This window comes from Marmoricola sp. RAF53, assembly GCF_052114005.1.
GTDB lineage: Bacteria > Actinomycetota > Actinomycetes > Propionibacteriales > Nocardioidaceae > Marmoricola.
This window is the reverse complement of record NZ_JBFRDX010000007.1, coordinates 235,298-253,914: the sequence shown is the minus strand read 5'-3', so window position 1 is coordinate 253,914 and position 18,617 is coordinate 235,298. Positions and strand designations below refer to the sequence as shown.

General features: G+C 72.2%; 17 protein-coding genes. 16 read left to right on the top strand and 1 reads right to left on the bottom strand.

The features are described 5' to 3' along the window. Positions 1–56: 56 nt before the first annotated feature. The 6 genes from AB4Y76_RS08970 to AB4Y76_RS08945 are packed head-to-tail and all read left to right on the top strand — an operon-like array spanning position 57 to position 6,663. Entirely contained in the window at positions 57–1,067 is a 1,011-nt protein-coding gene (locus AB4Y76_RS08970; RefSeq protein WP_441924304.1) for a substrate-binding domain-containing protein, read from the top strand. Then, the gene (locus tag AB4Y76_RS08965; protein WP_441924302.1) at positions 1,064–2,566 is read left to right on the top strand and encodes a sugar ABC transporter ATP-binding protein; all 1,503 of its coding nucleotides are present in this window, start codon (positions 1,064–1,066) and stop codon (positions 2,564–2,566) included. Before AB4Y76_RS08970 ends, AB4Y76_RS08965 begins: the two co-directional genes overlap by 4 nt. A 2-nt stretch (positions 2,567–2,568) precedes the next feature. Further along, positions 2,569–3,573, top strand: a complete 1,005-nt coding sequence (locus AB4Y76_RS08960; protein WP_441924300.1) for an ABC transporter permease — start codon at positions 2,569–2,571, stop codon at positions 3,571–3,573. A gap of 29 nt (positions 3,574–3,602) precedes the next feature. After that, positions 3,603–4,265: an RraA family protein gene (locus tag AB4Y76_RS08955; protein ID WP_441924298.1), complete on the top strand. Its 663-nt coding sequence runs from the start codon at positions 3,603–3,605 to the stop codon at positions 4,263–4,265. Between the two features lie 32 nt (positions 4,266–4,297). Further along, the gene (locus AB4Y76_RS08950) at positions 4,298–5,374 is read left to right on the top strand and encodes a mannonate dehydratase (protein ID WP_441924296.1); all 1,077 of its coding nucleotides are present in this window, start codon (positions 4,298–4,300) and stop codon (positions 5,372–5,374) included. Continuing rightward, a complete protein-coding gene (locus AB4Y76_RS08945; protein ID WP_441924294.1) occupies positions 5,371–6,663 on the top strand; it encodes an enolase C-terminal domain-like protein in 1,293 nt (430 codons plus the stop codon). Before AB4Y76_RS08950 ends, AB4Y76_RS08945 begins: the two co-directional genes overlap by 4 nt. A gap of 59 nt (positions 6,664–6,722) precedes the next feature. On the opposite strand, the gene AB4Y76_RS08940 is transcribed toward AB4Y76_RS08945, so the two are convergent. Then, positions 6,723–7,505 carry an IclR family transcriptional regulator gene (locus tag AB4Y76_RS08940; protein WP_441924292.1) on the bottom strand — a complete coding sequence of 261 codons (783 nt, stop codon included), beginning with the start codon at positions 7,503–7,505 and terminating at the stop codon, positions 6,723–6,725. Between the two features lie 193 nt (positions 7,506–7,698). On the opposite strand from AB4Y76_RS08940, the gene AB4Y76_RS08935 reads away from it, so the two are divergent. The 10 genes from AB4Y76_RS08935 to ppc are packed head-to-tail and all read left to right on the top strand — an operon-like array spanning position 7,699 to position 18,613. Next, a complete protein-coding gene (locus AB4Y76_RS08935; RefSeq protein ID WP_441924290.1) occupies positions 7,699–8,463 on the top strand; it encodes an SDR family NAD(P)-dependent oxidoreductase in 765 nt (254 codons plus the stop codon). Positions 8,464–8,478: 15 nt separating this feature from the next. Continuing rightward, positions 8,479–9,357 (top strand): fumarylacetoacetate hydrolase family protein, encoded by an 879-nt coding sequence (locus AB4Y76_RS08930; protein ID WP_441924288.1) that lies wholly within the window; start codon positions 8,479–8,481, stop codon positions 9,355–9,357. Positions 9,358–9,373: 16 nt separating this feature from the next. Further along, a complete protein-coding gene (locus AB4Y76_RS08925; RefSeq protein WP_441924286.1) occupies positions 9,374–10,369 on the top strand; it encodes a phosphotransferase in 996 nt (331 codons plus the stop codon). Then, positions 10,366–11,646 (top strand): phosphopyruvate hydratase, encoded by a 1,281-nt coding sequence (eno, locus tag AB4Y76_RS08920; RefSeq protein ID WP_441924284.1) that lies wholly within the window; start codon positions 10,366–10,368, stop codon positions 11,644–11,646. The genes AB4Y76_RS08925 and eno overlap by 4 nt, the downstream gene beginning before the upstream one ends. Before the next feature lie 38 nt (positions 11,647–11,684). Further along, positions 11,685–12,629 carry a DUF4432 family protein gene (locus tag AB4Y76_RS08915; protein ID WP_441924282.1) on the top strand — a complete coding sequence of 315 codons (945 nt, stop codon included), beginning with the start codon at positions 11,685–11,687 and terminating at the stop codon, positions 12,627–12,629. Further along, positions 12,629–13,438 (top strand): SDR family NAD(P)-dependent oxidoreductase, encoded by an 810-nt coding sequence (locus AB4Y76_RS08910; RefSeq protein ID WP_441924280.1) that lies wholly within the window; start codon positions 12,629–12,631, stop codon positions 13,436–13,438. Before AB4Y76_RS08915 ends, AB4Y76_RS08910 begins: the two co-directional genes overlap by 1 nt. 3 nt (positions 13,439–13,441) lie before the next feature. Further along, complete coding sequence (locus AB4Y76_RS08905; RefSeq protein WP_441924278.1) at positions 13,442–14,311, top strand: SMP-30/gluconolactonase/LRE family protein; 870 nt, start codon at positions 13,442–13,444, stop codon at positions 14,309–14,311. Further along, complete coding sequence (gene eda / locus AB4Y76_RS08900; RefSeq protein WP_441924276.1) at positions 14,305–14,922, top strand: bifunctional 4-hydroxy-2-oxoglutarate aldolase/2-dehydro-3-deoxy-phosphogluconate aldolase; 618 nt, start codon at positions 14,305–14,307, stop codon at positions 14,920–14,922. The genes AB4Y76_RS08905 and eda overlap by 7 nt, the downstream gene beginning before the upstream one ends. 20 nt (positions 14,923–14,942) lie before the next feature. Then, the gene (locus tag AB4Y76_RS08895) at positions 14,943–15,854 is read left to right on the top strand and encodes a sugar kinase (protein ID WP_441924274.1); all 912 of its coding nucleotides are present in this window, start codon (positions 14,943–14,945) and stop codon (positions 15,852–15,854) included. Further along, positions 15,851–18,613 carry a phosphoenolpyruvate carboxylase gene (gene ppc, locus AB4Y76_RS08890; RefSeq protein WP_441924272.1) on the top strand — a complete coding sequence of 921 codons (2,763 nt, stop codon included), beginning with the start codon at positions 15,851–15,853 and terminating at the stop codon, positions 18,611–18,613. Before AB4Y76_RS08895 ends, ppc begins: the two co-directional genes overlap by 4 nt. Positions 18,614–18,617: the final 4 nt, after the last annotated feature.

Here is an 18,617-nt window from a genome sequence, read left to right as displayed (position 1 = left end):
TCAGCGCAACGATGTTGCATCGGATGGGTGCCCCGAGGGCCCAGAAGGAGACCATGATGTTCAGCTTCAATCGCGTCACCCGCGTGGGGTCGCGTCGTCGCGTCGCCGCCGTCGGCGTCCTCGCCGCCCTCACCGCGATGTCCGTCGCGGCGTGCTCCAACAGCGCCGGCGACAGCGCAAGCGGCTCGACCGCGAAGGGCCCCAAGATCGGCCTGGTCATGCTCCAGGGCGACACCTACTACCAGGGCATCCAGTCCGGCATGGAGAAGGCGGTCAAGGCCGACGGTGGCAGCGTGACCACCGGTCTCTCGAACAACGACCCCGCGACCGAGGCCCAGGTCGTCCAGAACATGATCCAGGGCAAGGTCGACGCGATCGTCATGCAGCCGGCCGGCGGTGACGCCTCGATCGCGACGATGAAGTCGGTGACGGCCGCGGGCATCCCGCTGATCTGCTACGGCAACTGCCTCGACGAGGAGACCGACCCGGCGATCGTCAAGGGCGTGATCCAGTCCGACAACACCGCGCTCGGCACGGCCACCGGCCAGGTGGCCGCGAAGTACATCACCGAGAAGCTCGGCGGCAAGGCCAAGATCGCGATCCTCAACTGCGACATCGCCTCGGCGTGCAAGCTGCGCAAGGCCGGCTTCAAGAAGGCGCTCGCCGACGGCGGCGTGACCGCGTCGTACGTGACCGACCAGGAGGCCTACCTGGCCGACAAGTCGACCACCGTCGCGACCGACATCATGACCGCGCACAAGGACATCGACCTCTTCTGGGCCTCCAACGACGGCGGCACCACCGGTGCGACCGTGGCGGTGAAGCAGGCCGGCAAGAAGATCCCGGTGTTCGGCACCGACATCTCCACCCAGCTCGCGCAGATGCTGCTCGACAGCGACGACATCCTGCAGGCCACCACCGGGCAGGACCCGGTCAAGACGGCGCAGGGTGCCTACGAGATGGCCAGTCGGGGGCCGCGGAAAAACGGCCCCCGACCACCGCTCCCGCCGTACGCTCACCGTCCCTGGCGCCGGCTCGGCCCCTCATCCCAGGTCAGGAACTCATGACTGCTGATGACCCAGTCCTCGACTGCCGAGGACTCACCAAGAGCTTCGGTGCGGTGCACGCCCTCGTCGACGTGGACTTCACCCTCCGGCGTGGCGAGATCCGTGCGCTGCTCGGAAAGAACGGCGCCGGCAAGTCGACGCTGGTCAACGTGATCTCCGGGTCGGTGCGACCCGACTCCGGCCGGATCGCTCTCCGCGGCGAGGAGGTCGCCTGGGACAGCCCCGGCGCCGCCCGCGCCGGCGGGATCAGCGTGGTGCACCAGGAGTTCAGCCTGGTCCCCGGGCTGACCGTCGCCGAGAACATCACGATGGGGCGGTGGCCGAACCGCGGCCTCGGCTTCATCCAGGCCGACCGCCTCGAGGCCGAGGCCCGCAAGGCGCTCGACCTCCTCGGCGCGCAGCTCCCCACCTGGGAGCTCGTCGGCAACCTGCCGATCGCCCAGCAGCAGCTCGTCGAGATCGCCAAGGCGCTGGTCGACGAGCCGGACGTCCTCATCCTCGACGAGCCGACGAGCGCGCTGAACGCGTCCGAGGTCGACGTGCTCCTCGCGCTCGTGCGCCGGCTGGCGGAGACGGGCGTCGCGATCATCTACGTCTCCCACCGGATGAAGGAGATCCCGCAGGTCGCCCACCGGATGACGGTGATGCGCGACGGGCGCGAGGTCAGCACCCTCGGTATCGACGAGGCCAGCCCGGAGCGGGTCGCGGCGATGATCGCCGGCGAGGCGGCCGAGGTCCGCGAGGTCTCCCACGAGGACCGCAGCGGCGAGCCCGTGGTGCTGGCCGTCCGGGACCTCGCCGTCGACGGCGTCCTCGAGAGCGTCAGCTTCGACCTGCACCGCGGCGAGGTGCTCGGCATCGCCGGCTTCCTCGGCTCCGGTCGCACCGAGCTGCTCGAGGCGATCTACGGCCTGCGGCACGACGTGACCGGCGAGGTGCTGGTCGGCGGCTCGCCCGTACGTCGGCGCCGCCCGCGCAAGATGCTCGCCCGCCAGATCGCGATGATCTCCGAGGACCGGAAAGGCGCGGGCATCGTGCCCGCGCTCGGTGTCGGCGAGAACGTGGTGCTCACCGCGCGCGGGCGGGTGCTGCCCAGGTTCTGGGTCCGCGACGGACGCGAGGCGGCGCTGCAGCGCCGGACGATCGACCAGCTCGCGATCCGGTCCTCGTCGGCGGCCCAGGAGGTCGGCACGCTCTCCGGAGGTAACCAGCAGAAGGCCGTCATCGGCCGGGCGCTGGCCGCGGACATGCGGGTGCTCCTCCTCGACGAACCGACCCGCGGGATCGACATCCACGCGAAGACCCAGATCTACAGCCTCATCCGGGAGCTCGCCCAGGACGGCGTCTCCTCCCTCTTCGTGTCCTCCGAGCTCGAGGAGCTGGCGCTGGTCTGCGACCGCGTCATCGTCCTGCGCTCGGGTCGGGACCGCGAAGAGCTCGTCGGACCGCAGGCAAGCGCGGAACGCATCCTTGCCCTGGCCATGAAAGAAGATGATTGAGAATGACCACCATGGACGCCACCGCGGGGCGGCAGTCGGAGGGCAGCGCTCTCGGCGGCCTGTTCCAGCGCATCAAGGCGTGGGACGGCCTCGGCCTGCTGGCCGTGTTCATCGCGCTCTACGTCGTGCTGTCGTTCGCATCGCCGGTCTTCATGACCACGTCGAACCAGCTCGCGATCCTTCAGAACGCCGCTTTCTTCGGCATCGTGGCGATGGCGATGACGCTGGTCATCGTGTCGGGTGAGATCGACATCTCGGTCGGCTCGATGGCGGCGCTCTCGTCCTCGCTCCTCGGGGTGTTCGTGGCCAAGCACGGCCTCCCGATGGTGCTCGCGGTGGTGCTGGTGCTGCTGATCGCCGGCACGATCGGGGCGTTCGCCGGCGCGGTCCGGGCCTACTTCGGGGTGCCGACCTTCATCGCCACCCTGGCGCTCTACCTGGCCCTGCGCGGGCTCGCCCAGCTCCTCACCAACAACTTCCCGCTGCCGATCGACTCGAGCAAGTTCTTCTACTGGGGCGACGGCCGGGTCCTCGGCATCCCGGTGCCGGCCCTGTACTTCGTCGCCGTCTTCGTCGTGATCGGCGTGGTCGCGAAGAAGACCGTCTTCGGACGCTCCATCTACGCGGTCGGCGGCAACGCGAAGTCGGCGAACCTGTCGGGCATCAACGTGCGCCGGGTGAAGATCCAGGTGATGGTGATCGTCGCGATGGCCGCGGCTCTGACCGGCCTGCTGCAGAGCGCGCTGCTCTCCTCGGGCAACAGCACCATCGGGAACGGCCTCGAGTTCGACGCGATCGCCGCCACCATCATCGGCGGCGCGGCGCTCTCGGGCGGCAAGGGCACCGTCGTGGGCACGATCATCGGCGTCCTCTTCATCGCCGCGCTGCTCAACGGCATGGTGCTGCTCAACGTGAACCCCTATGCCCAGCAGGTCGTCCGCGGCGGCGTGGTCCTCGTCGCCGTGCTCGTCAACGTCTGGCGCACCCGCGACAACGCCCTCACCTGACGTCCGTCCCCGATACGCAAAGGCACCCCGTGACGAACACCGACGACGAGGAACGCTTCCGCACCGTCAACGAGCAGCTCTACACCGCCGTGCTCGGCGACGTGCTGGACACCCTCGGCCTCTACCACCAGTTCCTGCCGGCGCACATTCGGCCGATGCTCCCGGAGATGCGGATCGCCGGGCGGGCGATGCCGGTGCTGGTCGCCGACGTCTTCGTCCCGCAGCAGAAGCCGTTCGGGCTGCTGACCGAGGCGCTCGACGACCTCCGCGCCGGTGAGGTGTACGTCGCCAAGGGAGCGACCCAGCCGGCTGCGATGTGGGGCGAGATCCTCACCGCGACCGCGATGTCGCGCGGCGCCACCGGGGCCGTCGTCGACGGCCACCACCGCGACAGCGTCCAGGTGCTCGGCCAGGGGTTCCCGGTCTTCAGCACCGGCCCGTACGCCGTCGACTCCAGCGTCCGCACGATCGTGCGGGACTTCCGCGTCCCGATCGAGATCGGCGGGGTCGCGATCCGTCCCGGCGACCTGGTCGTCGGTGACATCGACGGCGTGCTGGTGATCCCGGCCGACGTCGAGGACGAGGTCGTCGAGCGGGCGCTGGAGAAGGCGAGCAAGGAGAACGTGGTGCGCAGCGCCATCGAGAACGGGATGTCGGCGACCGAGGCGTTCGCCCGGTACGGCGTCCTCTGAACGAGCACGACGAACGAGGGAGAGAGAACAGCATGGTCAAGCTCAGCGAGATGCTCCCGCCCCGGCCGGAGCCGTGGTGGCCGCTGATCCGGCAGTGCGGCGTCGACAACGTGGTCGGCCTGCTCAACGGCGCCGAGCAGGACCAACGGATGTTCAGCTCGGTCGGCGCCCAGGACTTCGGCGCGTCCACCGGCGCCGACGCGCCCTGGAGCCGCGCGGCGATCAAGCGGGACAAGGAGCTCTTCGCGGAGCACGGCTTCACGCTGATCGCGCTGGAGGACACCGCGCCGATGGACAAGGTGCGGCTCGGCCTGGAGGGTCGCGACGAGCAGATCGAGCAGGTGATCACCCAGATCCGGGCGATGGGCGACCTGGAGATCCCGACGCTCTGCTACAACTGGATGGCGATCTCGACCTGGGGCCGGACCGACAAGGCGATCCCGGCTCGCGCCGGCGCCCTGGTCACCGGCTTCAAGCTCGCGGACTCCGAGGCGCGGCCTCCGATCGTCGAGCCCGGCGAGGTCACCGCCGACCAGATGTGGGGCGCGTTGAAGTACTTCCTCGACGCGGTCGTCCCGGAGGCGGAGGCGGCCGGCGTACGGCTCGGCCTGCACCCGGACGACCCGCCGCGGCCCCCCAGCCACCCGACGGACCGGAACCTCCCGCGGATCATGGGCTCGGTGGCGGCGTACCGGCGGCTGCTGGACCTGTACCCCTCGCCCAGCAACGGGATCACCTTCTGCCAGGGCAACTGGGCGCTGATGGAGGACGTCACCGGTGGCGCGACCGACCTGCCGGCGCTGATCCGCGAGCTCGGCCGCGACCACATCGCGTTCGTGCACTTCCGCGACGTGATCGGCACCTTCGACGACTTCCGCGAGACCTTCCACGACGAGGGGCAGACCGACCTCCCCGAGTGCATGCGCGCCTATGCCGAGGTCGGGTTCGCCGGGCCGATGCGCCCGGACCACGTGCCGACGATGGCCGGCGAGTCGAACGAGCGTCCCGGCTACGAGACCTTGGGACGACTGTTCGCCCTCGGCTACATCCGCGGTCTGCACCAGAGCGCGTACGGCTGCCACCCTGCTGCCGGAGGCAGCGGGTCGTGAGCTTCCTCGACGAGGCCGCCGCCGGCGGCCCGATGCGTGACTTCACCATCGTCGACGTCCGCGCCACGACGGTGAGCGTGCCGCTCGAGGCGCCGCTGCGGCACGCCGTCGGCGCGCACTGGGGCCGCTTCGTCCGGACGGTCGTCGAGGTCGAGACGGCCGACGGTCTCGTCGGGCTCGGTGAGCTCGGTGGCGGAGGAGAGAGCGCGGAGGCGACCATCCGCGGGCTGCTGCCGCACCTGCAGGGACGGAGCCCGTTCCGGCTCGAGGAGCTCCGCTTCGCGATCTGCAACCCGACCGCGAGCCTCTACAACAACCGGACCCAGGTGCACGCGGCGCTGGAGTTCGCCTGCCTCGACCTGATCGGCAAGCGCCTGGGTGTGCCGGTGCACGACCTGCTCGGCGGCCGGGTGCGCGACCGGGTCGGCTTCGCGAGCTACCTCTTCTACCGGTACGCCGACGCGGCCACCGGCGAGGGCGAGGTCCGCACCCCGGACCAGCTCGTCGCCCAGGCACGGGCTCTCAAGGAGAAGCACGGCTTCACCTCGCACAAGCTCAAGGGAGGGGTGTTCGGTCCCGACTACGAGATCGACTGCTACCTCGCGCTCGCGGAGGCGTTCCCCGGCGACTCGTTCCGCTACGACCCGAACGGCGCGCTGAGCGTGATCGAGAGCATCCGGGTGGCCGACCGCATCCGCGAGGTGCGCAACGACTTCCTCGAGGACCCCACCTGGGGGCTGGAGGGCATGCGCCAGGTGCGCCGACCGGGTCTGCTGCTGGCGACCAACCAGGTCGTGGTCGACTTCGAGCAGCTCGCGTCGAACGTGCTGAACCGGGCGGTCGACGTGATCCTGCTCGACACGACGTTCTGGGGCGGCATCCGACCGTGCGTGAAGGCCGCCGGGGTCTGCGAGACCTTCCAGCTCCCGATCGCCGTGCACAGCTCCGGCGAGCTCGGGATCCAGCTCGCCACGATGCTGCACCTCGGCGCCGTGCTGCCGAACCTGACCTACACCGCGGACGCGCACTACCACCAGCTCCGCGACGACATCGTCGTCGGCGGCCCGATGACGTACGCCGACGGCACGATCGCGGTCCCGGACGGCCCCGGGCTCGGCGTCGAGCTCGATCGCGACAAGGTCGCCGAGTACGCCGAGGAGTACCGGCGTCTCGGCGGCTATCCCTACGACCGGGATCCCGGACGACCCGGCTGGTTCCCCCTGGTCCCGAACTCGCGGTGGGCGGACCCCCACGCCACCGCGACCCCCCAGGACCCCCGCCTGGGGTGAGGGCCCGGGTGGGTCGCTCTCGGCTGACGGGTGGAGCGACCCGCCCGGGTCACCGTTCGCTACTGCTTGCTGGCGTCGCCGAGGGCGGCGCTGATCGAGGCAGCGGCCTCGGCGCAGGAGTGCCCGACCTTCTCGACCTGCGGATTCATCCGGTACGACGGCCCGGAAACGCTGATGGTGGCGATCGGGCGGCCGCTGACGTCGGTGACGGCCGACCCGACGCAGGTGGTCTCGACGTCGTTCTCCTCGCGGTCGACGGCGTAGCCGCGCTCCGCGCTGGTGATCACCTCGGCGAGGAAGTCGGCCGGGTCGGTGATGCTGCGCTCGGTGCGGGCGACGAGCTCCTGCTCCTTGGCCCGTCGTTCGCGCTCCTCCGCCGGGAGGGCGGAGAGGAAGGCCCGGCCCATCGCGGTGCTGGCGATCGGCATCCGCTGGCCGACGATCGAGACGACCTGGACCGAGGCGGTGGGAGCGAGCCGCTCGACGTAGACGACCTCGTTGCCCTCGATCACGCCGAGGTGCACGGTCTCGTTCCACTCGTCGCGGAGCTCGGAGAGGAGCGGCATCGCGAGTGCGCGCAGGTCGACCCTGTTGGTGTAGTCGTGCGACAGCGCCAGGGCCTTGCCGGCGAGCCGGTAGCGCCGGTCCTCGGACTGGTAGGCCCAGCCGGCGTCCCGGAGCGTGCTCAGCAGCCGGGAGACGGTGCCCTTGTCCAGGTCGGAGCCGGCGGCGAGCTCGGTCACGGTGGCGCCCTCGCGGGCCTCGCTGATCATCTCCAGCAGCGTCAGCCCGCGCAGCAACGTGCGGGTGGTGCCTCGCTGACCTTCGTTGTTGGCGGGCATGGCTCCCATTCCTAGCACGGTCATCACGCAGTTGATCGCTGAACTATCAGTCTGCCATAGAGATTCATCAGATGGAACTTTGTTGCACTAGATACTTGACATGCCCCGGGGTGACCCACTTCACTATCAGCATAGGATGCAACGCTGTTGCACTAGATAGTGCATCTGCTTGACGAACCGGAAAGGTCGCACCATGACGGTGGCACCCCAGATCCAGCCCGCGCTGACCGGCAGCTTCGCCGGACGACGCGCGGTCGTGACCGGTGCGGGTTCGGGGATCGGACTCGCCATCGTCACCGACCTGCTGGCGCGCGGCGCCGACGTGATCGCGCTCGACCTCGCGCCCGGGAACGTCCCCGACGCGGCCACCCGGGTGGCCGTGGACGTCAGCGACGAGGCGCAGATCCGCGACGCGCTCGCCTCCGTCGCCGCGCGCGGGCCGGTCGACACCCTGTTCAACAACGCCGGCATCGGCTCGACCAAGAATGTCGTCGACTGCGAGCCGGAGGAGTGGGACCGCGTCTTCGACGTCAACGTGCGCGGCACCTTCCTGATGTGCAAGCACCTGCTGCCCTCGATGCTCGAGCGCGGGCACGGGGTCATCGTGAACACGGCCTCCGCGGCCGGGCTCATCGGGCTGCCCGACCGGGCGGCGTACTGCGCCAGCAAGGGTGCCGTGATCGCGCTGACCAAGCAGATCGCGGTGCAGTGGGCGTCCGCCGGCATCCGCTGCAACTCGGTCTGCCCGGGCACCGTGGACTCACCGTGGGTGAGCCGGCTGCTCGCCGAGGCCGAGAACCCCGCGGCCCGCCGCGAGCAGCTCGTCGGCCGGCAGCCGATGGGCCGGCTCGGCTCCCCGGAGGAGATCGCCGCCGCCGCGATCTACCTGGCCAGCGACGCCGCGGCGTTCGTGACCGGGATCGACCTCGTCATCGACGGCGGCATCACCGCAGGCTGAAAGGAACACGGAACGATGAAGCTGGCCAACCACCGAGGACGCGCCGTCCTGGTCGTCCCGGACGGCGTCCTCGACATCGCCGCGGCGAGCGCGGGGCGGTTCGGACCCGACATCCAGTCCGTCCTCGCGGACTGGGTCTCGTTCGCGTCCTGGGCCGCCGGTGCCGACACCGCCGCGACCAGCGGGCCGGTCGACGTCGCCGACCTGGACGCGGTCGTGCCCCGGCCGGGCCAGGTCCTCGCGGTCGGGCTCAACTACCGGCTGCACGCCGAGGAGGCCGGGTTGCCGATCCCCGAGGTGCCGCTCGTCTTCACCAAGTTCCCGAGCTCGATCACCGGCCCGGTCGGCGACCTCGAGCTGCCGACCGACCAGGTCGACTGGGAGGTCGAGGTGGCGCTGGTGATCGGCCGCGAGGCCCGCCGGGTCACCCGGGCGGAGGCCTGGGACCACGTCGCGGGGATCACCGCGGCGCAGGACTTCTCCGCGCGCGACGTCCAGCTCGCCGGCGGTGCCAAGCCGCAGTTCAACCTCGGCAAGTCGTTCGAGGGCTTCACCCCGCTCGGCCCCTACCTGGTCACGCCCGACGAGTACGACGACCGCGACGCGATCGAGCTGGAGTGCCGGATCAACGGCGAGCTGCTGCAGAAGAGCACCACGGCGGACCTCATCTTCACCGTCCCGCAGGTCGTCTCGTACCTCTCCCACATCGTCACCCTCCGCCCGGGGGACGTGATCCTCACCGGCACCCCGTCGGGCGTCGGTCTCGGCTTCGACCCGCCGCGGTTCCTGGCACCCGGCGACGAGGTCGTGACCACGGTCGCCCTCGCCGGCCGGATGCAGCACGTCGCCCGCCGGCCGGAACGGGCGTTCGACGCCGCGGCGATCCTCGGCTGACGGGAAGGCAGGTCCGATGAGCGCACCCGCGGAGGTGCTCGAGTTCCTCACCCGCTACGGGTTGTTCCCCGAAGGCGCGGCGCTGGTCGCCGAACCCCTGTCCGGCGGGGTCTCGTCGCAGATCTGGCACGTCCACGACGACCGCCGGCACGCCGTGGTGAAGACCCCGCTCGAGGAGCTGCGCGTCTCCGGCGGGTGGCGTGCCCCCCTCAGCCGCAGCGCCACGGAGGCGGACTGGCTGCACACCGTCGGACGGCTGGTCCCAGGGGCCTGCCCCGAGGTCCTCGCCTACGACGGCAGCCGACACCTGCTGGCGCTGTCCTACCTCGACCCCGCGCGGCACCGGGTGTGGAAGGACGACCTGCTCCGCGGTGAGGTCGACCTGGCGTTCGCCGCCAGCGTGGGGGCCCGGCTCGGCGCGGTCCACCGGGTCACCTCCCAGCGCCCGGAGATCGCCGAGAGGTTCGCCACCGACGACCTGTTCGAGGCGCTCCGGATCGAGCCGTACTTCCGGACGCTGGTGCGGCGTCACCCGGAGCTCGCGGACGCGATCGACGCGCTCATCGACGAGACCCTGACCGTGCGCACCGCCCTGGTCCACGGCGACGCCAGCCCGAAGAACATCCTGGTCGGGCCCGATGGGCCGGTGATCCTGGACGCGGAGACCGCGCGCTGGGGCGATCCGGCGTTCGACGTGGCGTTCTGCCTCAACCACCTGCTGCTCAAGTCGCTCCTCCCGGGAGCCCCGCGCGACGCCCTGGTCGACGCGGCGCACCTGCTCCTCGCCGGGTACCTCGACCACGTCGACACCGACGCCCGCGCAGCCCTGGAGGCGCGGGTGGTCCGGCTGCTCCCGCTCCTGCTGCTCGCCCGGGTCGACGGGCGGTCCCCGGTCGAGTACCTCGACCAGCCCGCGACCGAGGTCGTCCGGGCGTTCAGCCGCCGCCGTATCCGCACCCCCGTCGAGCAGCTCTTCGAGCTCACCGCCGCTTGGAAGGTCGCCCTCGCATGACCGACGTCGTCACCGCCGTCCACGCCCGCAGGGTCTGGGACTCCCGCGGCCGCCCGACCGTCGAGGTCGAGGTGTCGACCCGCCTCGGGCACCGGGGCCGGGCGATCGCGCCCGCCGGGGCTTCCCGCGGCTCCGGCGAGGCGACCGACCTCCGCGACGGTGGCGCCCGCCTCGGCGGTCTCGACGTACGACGTGCCGTGGCGAACGTGACCGAGCGGATCGCGCCGGCCCTGCTCGGTCATCCCGTCGGTGACCAGCCCGGGATCGACGCGGTCCTCGACGCCCTGGACCCGTCGCCCACGCGCAGCGACCTGGGCGGCAACGCGACCGTGGCGGTGTCGCTGGCGGTCCTGCACGCGGCGGCGGCCTCCGCCGGGCTGTCGACCTGGCGCTACCTCAATCCGCGGCCGACGCGGATCCCGCGGCCGCAGGTGCAGGTGATCGGCGGTGGGGCGCACGCGGCCCGCCGGGTCGACCTGCAGGACTTCATGGTGGTCCCGCTGTCGGCGACCCGCATCGACGAAGCCCTCGAGCACGTCGCCGAGGTCTACCTCAGCGTCGGCCGGATCTTCGCCGAGCGCGGACCCGCGCTCGGCGTCGCCGACGAGGGCGGCTTCTGGCCGGCGGTCGCGCGGAACGAGGAGGCGCTGGCGATCCTCACCGACGGCATCGGACGCACCGGCCTCGTCCCGGGCGTCGACGTGGCGATCTCCCTGGACATCGCGGCGAGCGAGTTCGAGCGCGACGGCCGCTACCACCTCGCGTCCGAGGACCGGGTCCTGGACCGGGACGCCTGGCGGGCCGTGGTCGAGCGTTGGCTGGCGGATTACCCGGTGGTCGCGGTCGAGGACCCCGCCGGCGAGCACGACCCGGAGTCGATGCGCGCCTTCACCGACGCGGTCGGCGACCGCGCTCTCGTCGTCGGTGACGACTTCCTGGTCACCGACCCCGCCCGGATCGAGGCCGCCGCCGCGACCGGCGCGTGCAACACCGCCCTGATCAAGGTGAACCAGGCGGGCACGGTGACCCGGACCGCCCGGGCGCACCAGGCCGCGCGTGCGGCCGGCTGGTCGACGATCGTGTCCGCCCGCTCCGGCGAGACCGAGGACGTCTCGGTCGCGCACCTCGCCGTCGGCTGGGACGCCGACGTGCTCAAGGTCGGGTCGATCACCCGCAGCGAGCGCACCGCGAAGTGGAACGAGCTGATCCGGATCGACGACGAGCTCGGCGGCCTGCCGCTGGCCCCGTTCCCGATCCGTTCCGTCGCGCGCCGGTGAGCGGGATGCTGGTCGTCGACGTGGAAGGAGAGTGCCGGATGACACCGGAGCACCTGGTCCTGCGGGACGACCTGGTCGAAGTGGTCCTCGACCCGGGCCAGGGTGCCGACGTCCTCACCCTGCGGCACCGGCCCTCGGGCCTGGACGTGCTGTTCTCCACGCCGTGGCGCGAGCACGCGGACGCCGTCCGGGCCGGCCGGCCGGGTACGACCGCGGACCCCGTCGCGGCGTACCTCGAGCGCTACCGCGGGGGCTGGAACACGCTCTGCCCGAACGCCGGCCCGCCCCGGGTCGTGCACGGCGCCCCGCTCGGGTTCCACGGTGAGGCCGTCCTCGCCGAGTGGGAGGTGGTCGCCGCGGACGAGCGCGAGGCCCGGCTCCGGCTGGCGCTGTTCTCGGTGCCGGTGATCGTCGACCGGCTGGTCCGCGTCGAGGACGGAGGCGTGCTGGTCGAGGACGTGCTGACCAACACCAGCGACGTCGGGCTGGAGATCGACTACGTGTCGCACCCGGCCTTCGGCGGCGCGTTCCTGGACGGCACCGTCAGCATCGACACCGGCGCTCGCACCTACTCGGCCGACCCCGGGACCCCGGACGGTCCGACCGGGGCCGGCTCGGTGACGGCGTGGCCGGGGACCGACGCGGGCGTCGACCTCCGGGTCGTGCCGACCACGCAGCGGCACGTCGCGTTCGGGTGGCTCTCCGGCTTCGACGGCACCGCCTGGGCCACCGTCACCAACCACGACCTCGGGTTCGGGGTCCGGATCGCCTGGGACCCGACCCACCTCCCGTACGCCTGGTTCTGGCAGGAGCTCGGCCACAGCGAGGGGTTCCCCTGGTACCGGAGGGCCCGGGCGGTGGCGATCGAGCCAGCGAGCACGCCGACCAGCGGGCCGGACCGGCGGTCCGCGCTGACGCTCCCGGGGGGCGGCTCGGTCCGCCTCCCCGTGACCCTCTCCCTCCTCGACACGAAGGACTCATGATGAGCAGAGATCTCGACGGCCGCGTGGCCCTGGTCACCGGTGGGTCCAGCGGCATCGGCGAGGGCGCCGCGCTGGCGCTGGCCCGCCAGGGTGCCGCGGTGGTGGTCCACGGACTCGACCTGGCCCAGGCGGAGGACGTCGCCGGGCGCATCACCGCCCAGGGCGGTCGCGCCCTCGCCGTCGCCGGTCCGATCGACGAGGCGAAGACGTCGCAGGCAGCGGTCGAGGCCGCCGTCGCGGAGTTCGGCCGGCTCGACGTCCTGGTCACCTCGGCCGGGATCCAGCGCTACGGAGACGCGGTCAGCACCACCGAGGAGACCTGGGACGAGGTCTTCGGCGTCAACGCCAAGGGTGTCTACCTGGCGACGCACGCGGCCCTGCCGCACATCCGCCGGAGCCCCGGCGGAAGCGTGATCCTGGTCGCCTCGGTGCAGGGGACCGCGTCCCAGGCGAACGTGGTCGCGTACACCGCCAGCAAGGGCGCGCTGCACGCGATGGGCCGGGCGATGGCGATCGACGAGGCGGCGTACGGCGTCCGGGTGAACACGGTGAGCCCGGGATCGGTGGACACGCCGATGCTCCGGCACTCCGCCGCCGAGTGGAGCGACGGCACCCCCGAGGGCGTCGAGCGGGTGATCGCGAACTGGGGGACGGCGCACGCGCTGGGCCGGGTGGCGACGATCGACGAGGTCGGCGAGGTGATCGCCTTCCTCTCCGGACCGCGCTCGAGTTTCGTCACCGGAGCCGACATCCGGGTCGACGGCGGGCTGCTCGCCCGCATCGCCGCTGCGCTTCCCGAGAAGGAGTGAACGATGGCTGACGAGATCGACGTCCGCGTCGTCGTCCCGGCCCGGAGCCGCGTCGGCGAGGGCCCCGTCTGGCACGGCGGCCTGCTGCACTGGGTCGACATCCTTGCCGGCGAGGTGCACGTCAGCGACCTGTCCACGGGGGCGACCACGACCGTCGCCGTCCCGACCTGGGTCGGCGCCGCCGTGCCGATGGCGGCCGGGGGCCACGTCGCCGCGACCCGCGAGGGCTTCGCGACGGTCGTCGACGGCCGGCTCGAGGACGTGCGCCCCTTCCTTCCGGCGGGGATCCGGATGAACGACGCCAAGTGCGACCCCCGCGGCCGGTTCTGGGCCGGCAGCTGCGCGGAGGACTTCGCCCGCGGCGCCGGCGCGCTGCACCGGCTGGACGCCGACTGGACGGTGACCACGGTCGTCGAGGGGCTGACCCAGCCCAACGGCCTCGGCTGGAGCCCGGACGCGGACACGCTGTACCTGATCGACACCCAGGACCTGACGCTCTACGCGTACCCGTTCGACCTCGACTCCGGCGCGGTCGGCGAGCGCCGGGTCGTCGCCACCTTCGACCTGGAGCGGGACGGCTACCCCGACGGTCTCGCGGTGGACAGCGAGGGCTTCGTCTGGATCGCGATGTGGGCCGGCGCGGCCGTGCTGCGCGTCTCGCCGGACGGCGAGGTGGTCCGGCGCGTCCCGATGCCGGTCGCGCAGACCTCGTCGTGCGCGTTCGTGGGACCAGGTCTTTCCGACCTGGTCGTGACCAGCGCCACCGAGGGGCTGACGCAGGACGCCGAGGCGGCCGACGGCTCGGTGTTCCTGGTCCGCGGCCTCGGCGTCACCGGCGTGCCGGTCTCGGTGTTCGCGGGGTCCCCGTGCTGAACGTCTTCGCAGGCCACCGAGTCGTCCCGGTCTGCACGTTGCGCTCACCGGTCGAGGCCGAGAACCTCGGCCGGGCGCTGCTCGCCGGCGGGCTTCCCGTCGTCGAGGTGACGCTCCGGACCCGGGACGCGCTCGAGGGCGTCGCCGCGATGGCCCGGATCGACGGGCTCGTGGTCGGCGTCGGCACGGTCCGCACGCCGGAGCAGCTCCAGGCGGCCCAGGAGGCCGGAGCGGTGTTCGCGGTGAGCCCGTGCCTGACGGACGCGCTGGCGGACGCCGCACTCGCCTGCGGACTCCCGTTCGTCCCGGGAACGGCGACCGCGACCGAGGTGCAGTACGCCGTCGAGGCCGGCTTCGACACGGTGAAGTTCTTCCCGGCGGAGGCCAACGGCGGTATCGCCGCGCTCCGGGCGCTGGCCGAGGTCTTTCCGGACGTCTGCTTCCTGCCGACCGGAGGGATCACCCAGGAGGGCGCGACGGGCTACCTGGCGCACCCGCAGGTCCTCGCGGTGGGCGGCAGCTGGATGCTTCCGCGCGCCGCTCGCGAGGCCGGGGACTGGGACGCGGTCACCCGGGCGGTCGCCGCCTGCGTGGCCCCGGTGCGGACGTGACCGGGGCGCGCCGGCCTGCCGTGACCGTGCAGGCCGTCGGCGAGTGCATGGTCGAGATCGTCCGGCACGACGGCAAGGTCCGGATCTCGTACTCCGGCGACACCTACAACACCGCGGTGTACCTGCGCCGTACGGCGTCCGAGCTCGGTGTCCCCGTCGAGGTGCGCTACCTGACCGGCGTCGGTGACGACGACGAGTCGACCCGGATGCGGGCGTGCTGGCACGGCGAGGGCATCGAGGACGACGCGGTGGTGATCAACGGCGCGACCCCGGGGCTGTACATGATCCGCACCGACGACGACGGCGAGCGCTCCTTCTCCTACTGGCGCAGCGACTCGGCCGCCGCGGTGCTGTTCTCCGGTCGCGGGTGGATCGACGCCGTGCGCGGATCCGTCGTCTACCTCTCGGGCATCACCCTCCAGCTGATGACCGCGGGAGTCAGGGACGCCCTGGTCGGGCGCCTCGACGAGCTCCGCCGGACGGGGACGCGCGTGGCCTTCGACACCAACTTCCGGCCGAGCGGCTGGCCGGACGTGGACACCGGACGCGCCGCGATGGACCAGGTCCTCGCGGTCACCGACGTCGCACTCGTCAGCTGGGAGGACGAGCGGCTGCGGACCGGAGCAGCCGACATCGCCGCCCACGTCGCGGCACTGGCACGCCAGGGCGTGGCCGAGATCGTGGTCAAGGACGGGCCCCGCGGGGCCTGGGTCCACGACGGCGGCGCCCTTGCCCACGAGGCCGCCCGCCCGGTCGCCGCGGTGGACACCACCGCGGCCGGGGACAGCTTCAACGGCGCCTACCTCGCGGCCCGACTGGCCGGTCAGGGACCGCGGGAGGCAGCCCGTTCCGGTCACCGGCTGGCCGAGCAGGTGGTCCAGCACCCGGGCGCCATCCTGGAGCCCGCCGCGACACCTGCGGGCGCCCGATGAGCGCGTCCGCGAGCGTCGGCGACCAGGATCTCCGCGACGACATCCGCCGGGTCACCGGGCTGCTCGGGCAGAGCCTGGCCCGGCAGGAGGGCGACGACCGGCTCGCTCTCGTCGAGCAGGTGCGCCGGGTCCCGCGCGGCGGCGGTGAGGATCGCGAGCCCGGCCACGACCGCGATGCCCTGGCGGGTGCGCTCGCGGAGGTCTCGCCGGAGTCGGCCACCCTGCTCGCCCGCTCCTTCACCACCTACTTCCACCTCGCCAACGTGGCCGAGCAGGTGCACCGCGTGCGCGGGCTCCGCGCCGAGCCGCAGCGCCCGGTCTGGCTGCGCCGGGCGATCCGGCGCGTCGACGAGGTCGCCGGTCCGGCCGGGGTGTCGGCCGCGTTCGACCGGGTCGAGGTCCGCCCGGTGTTCACCGCGCACCCGACCGAGGCCAGCCGGCGGACCGTCCTGCTCCAGCTCAAGCAGGTGGCCGAGGTGCTCGCCGTGCCCACCGAGCCGGGCTCGCCGGAGCGGCGGCGGCAGGACCGGGCGCTGGCCGAGACGATCGACCTGCTCTGGCAGACCGACGAGCTCCGCGCCCACCGGCCCACGCCGTACGACGAGGCGCGGAACGCGGTGTTCTACCTCGCCGAGCTCGGCGGCCGCGTCCTCCCGGCCCTGCTGGACGACCTGCACCACGAGCTGGACGAGGTCGGTGTCCGCGCCGGAGACGTCTCGAGGCCGCTGCGGTTCGGCACCTGGATCGGCGGCGACCGCGACGGCAACCCCTTCGTGACGGCGGCGGTCACCCGGGACGTCCTGCGCCTCCAGCACCGGGCGGCGGTCGGGATCCTCTCCGGGGTCCTCGAGGACCTCTCCACGACCTTGTCCTCCTCGACCAACGTCGTCGGCGCCTCCGCCGGCCTGATCGCGTCGATCGAGGCCGACCTGGAGTGCGTGGACGTCGAACCGCGACTGCTCCTCCTGGATGCCGACGAGCCCTACCGCCTCAAGCTCGCCTGCGTGCTGGCGAAGCTCCTCAACACCCGGGGCCGCGTCGAGTCCGGTGCTCCGCACGTGCCGGGGCAGGACTACCGGGACATCGACGGGCTGCTCGCCGACCTGGCCGTCGTCGACGGATCGCTCCGGGCGCACGGCGGCCGGCTGATCGCGGACGGCGTGCTGGCCCGCGCCCGCAGGACCGTCGCGGCCGTCGGTCTGCACCTGGCCACCCTCGACGTCCGCGAGCACGCGCAGGAGCACCACCACGCGCTCGGCCAGCTCGTCGACCGGGTCGAGGGGACGGACGGCCACTACGCCGGTCTGGCGGCCGAGGGCCGCCGGGAGCTGCTCAGTCGCGAGCTGGTCTCGCGCCGTCCGTTGGCGACGGTCAGTGCCCGGCTCGACGAGCGCGGCACCAGGACGACCGACGTGTTCACAGCGATCCGGCAGGCGATCGACACCTACGGTCCCGAGGTCGTGGAGAGCTACATCATCTCGATGACGCAGGGGCCGGACGACGTCCTCGCCGCCGTGGTCCTTGCCCGCGAGGCCGGGTTGCTCGACCTGGCCTGCAGGGGCGACTCCGAGGAGGACCAGCCGTTCGCGGACATCGGGTTCGTGCCGCTGATCGAGACGATCGACGAGCTCCGGCGGGCAGACGGAATCCTGGACGCGCTGCTGCGCGACCCGTCGTACCGGGCGCTGGTGCGGCTGCGCGGGGACGAGCAGGAGGTGATGCTCGGGTACTCGGACTCCAACAAGCAGGCCGGGATCGCGACCTCGCAGTGGGAGATCCACCGCGCCCAGCGAGCGCTCTGCGCGGTGGCACGCCGGCACGGGGTGCACCTGCGGCTGTTCCACGGCCGCGGTGGCACGGTCGGCCGGGGTGGCGGGCCGACGTACGAATCGATCCTGGCCCAGCCTCCCGGGACCGTCGACGGCGACATCAAGGTGACCGAGCAGGGCGAGGTGATCAGCGACAAGTACACCCTGCCGGACCTGGCCCGCGAGAACCTCGACCTCGCGCTGGCGGCGGTGGTCGAGGCGACCGTGCTGCACCGCGGACCGAGGAGCGGTGCGCAGACGCTGCGCGACTGGGACCGGTGCATGGACCTGGTCAGCGACGCCGCGTACCGGCGGTACCGCGCCCTGGTCGAGGACCCGGGCCTGCCCGAGTACTTCTGCCTCTCCACGCCGGTCGACCTGCTCGGCTCCCTCAACCTCGGTTCCCGTCCCTCGAAGCGACCGTCGAGCCGCGCCGGACTCGACGGTCTGCGAGCGATCCCGTGGGTGTTCGGGTGGACGCAGTCGCGGCAGATCGTGCCCGGGTGGTTCGGCGTGGGCACCGGGCTGCGAGCGGCCCGGGACGCCGGGAGCGCTGAGGTCCTCGACCGCATGTACCGCGAGTGGGGGTTCTTCCGGACCTTCGTCGCGAACGTCGAGATGACCCTGGCGAAGACCGACCTGGAGATCGCGGCGCACTACGTCGAAACCCTGGTGCCCGAGAGCCTGCGGCACCTCTTCGCGCTGATCCGGGACGAGTACGAGCTCACCGTGCGGGAGGTCCTCCGGCTCACCGGGGAGAGCACTCTGCTCGGCAGCGAGCCGCTGCTCCGGCGGACCCTGGAGGTGCGGGACCACTATCTCGACCCGATCTCCTACCTGCAGGTCGACCTGCTCCGGCGGGCACGCGCTGGCGTGTCCTCGCCGGAGCTGGACAGGGCGCTCCTGCTCACCGTCAACGGCGTCGCCGCCGGTCTGCGGAACACCGGGTGAGGTG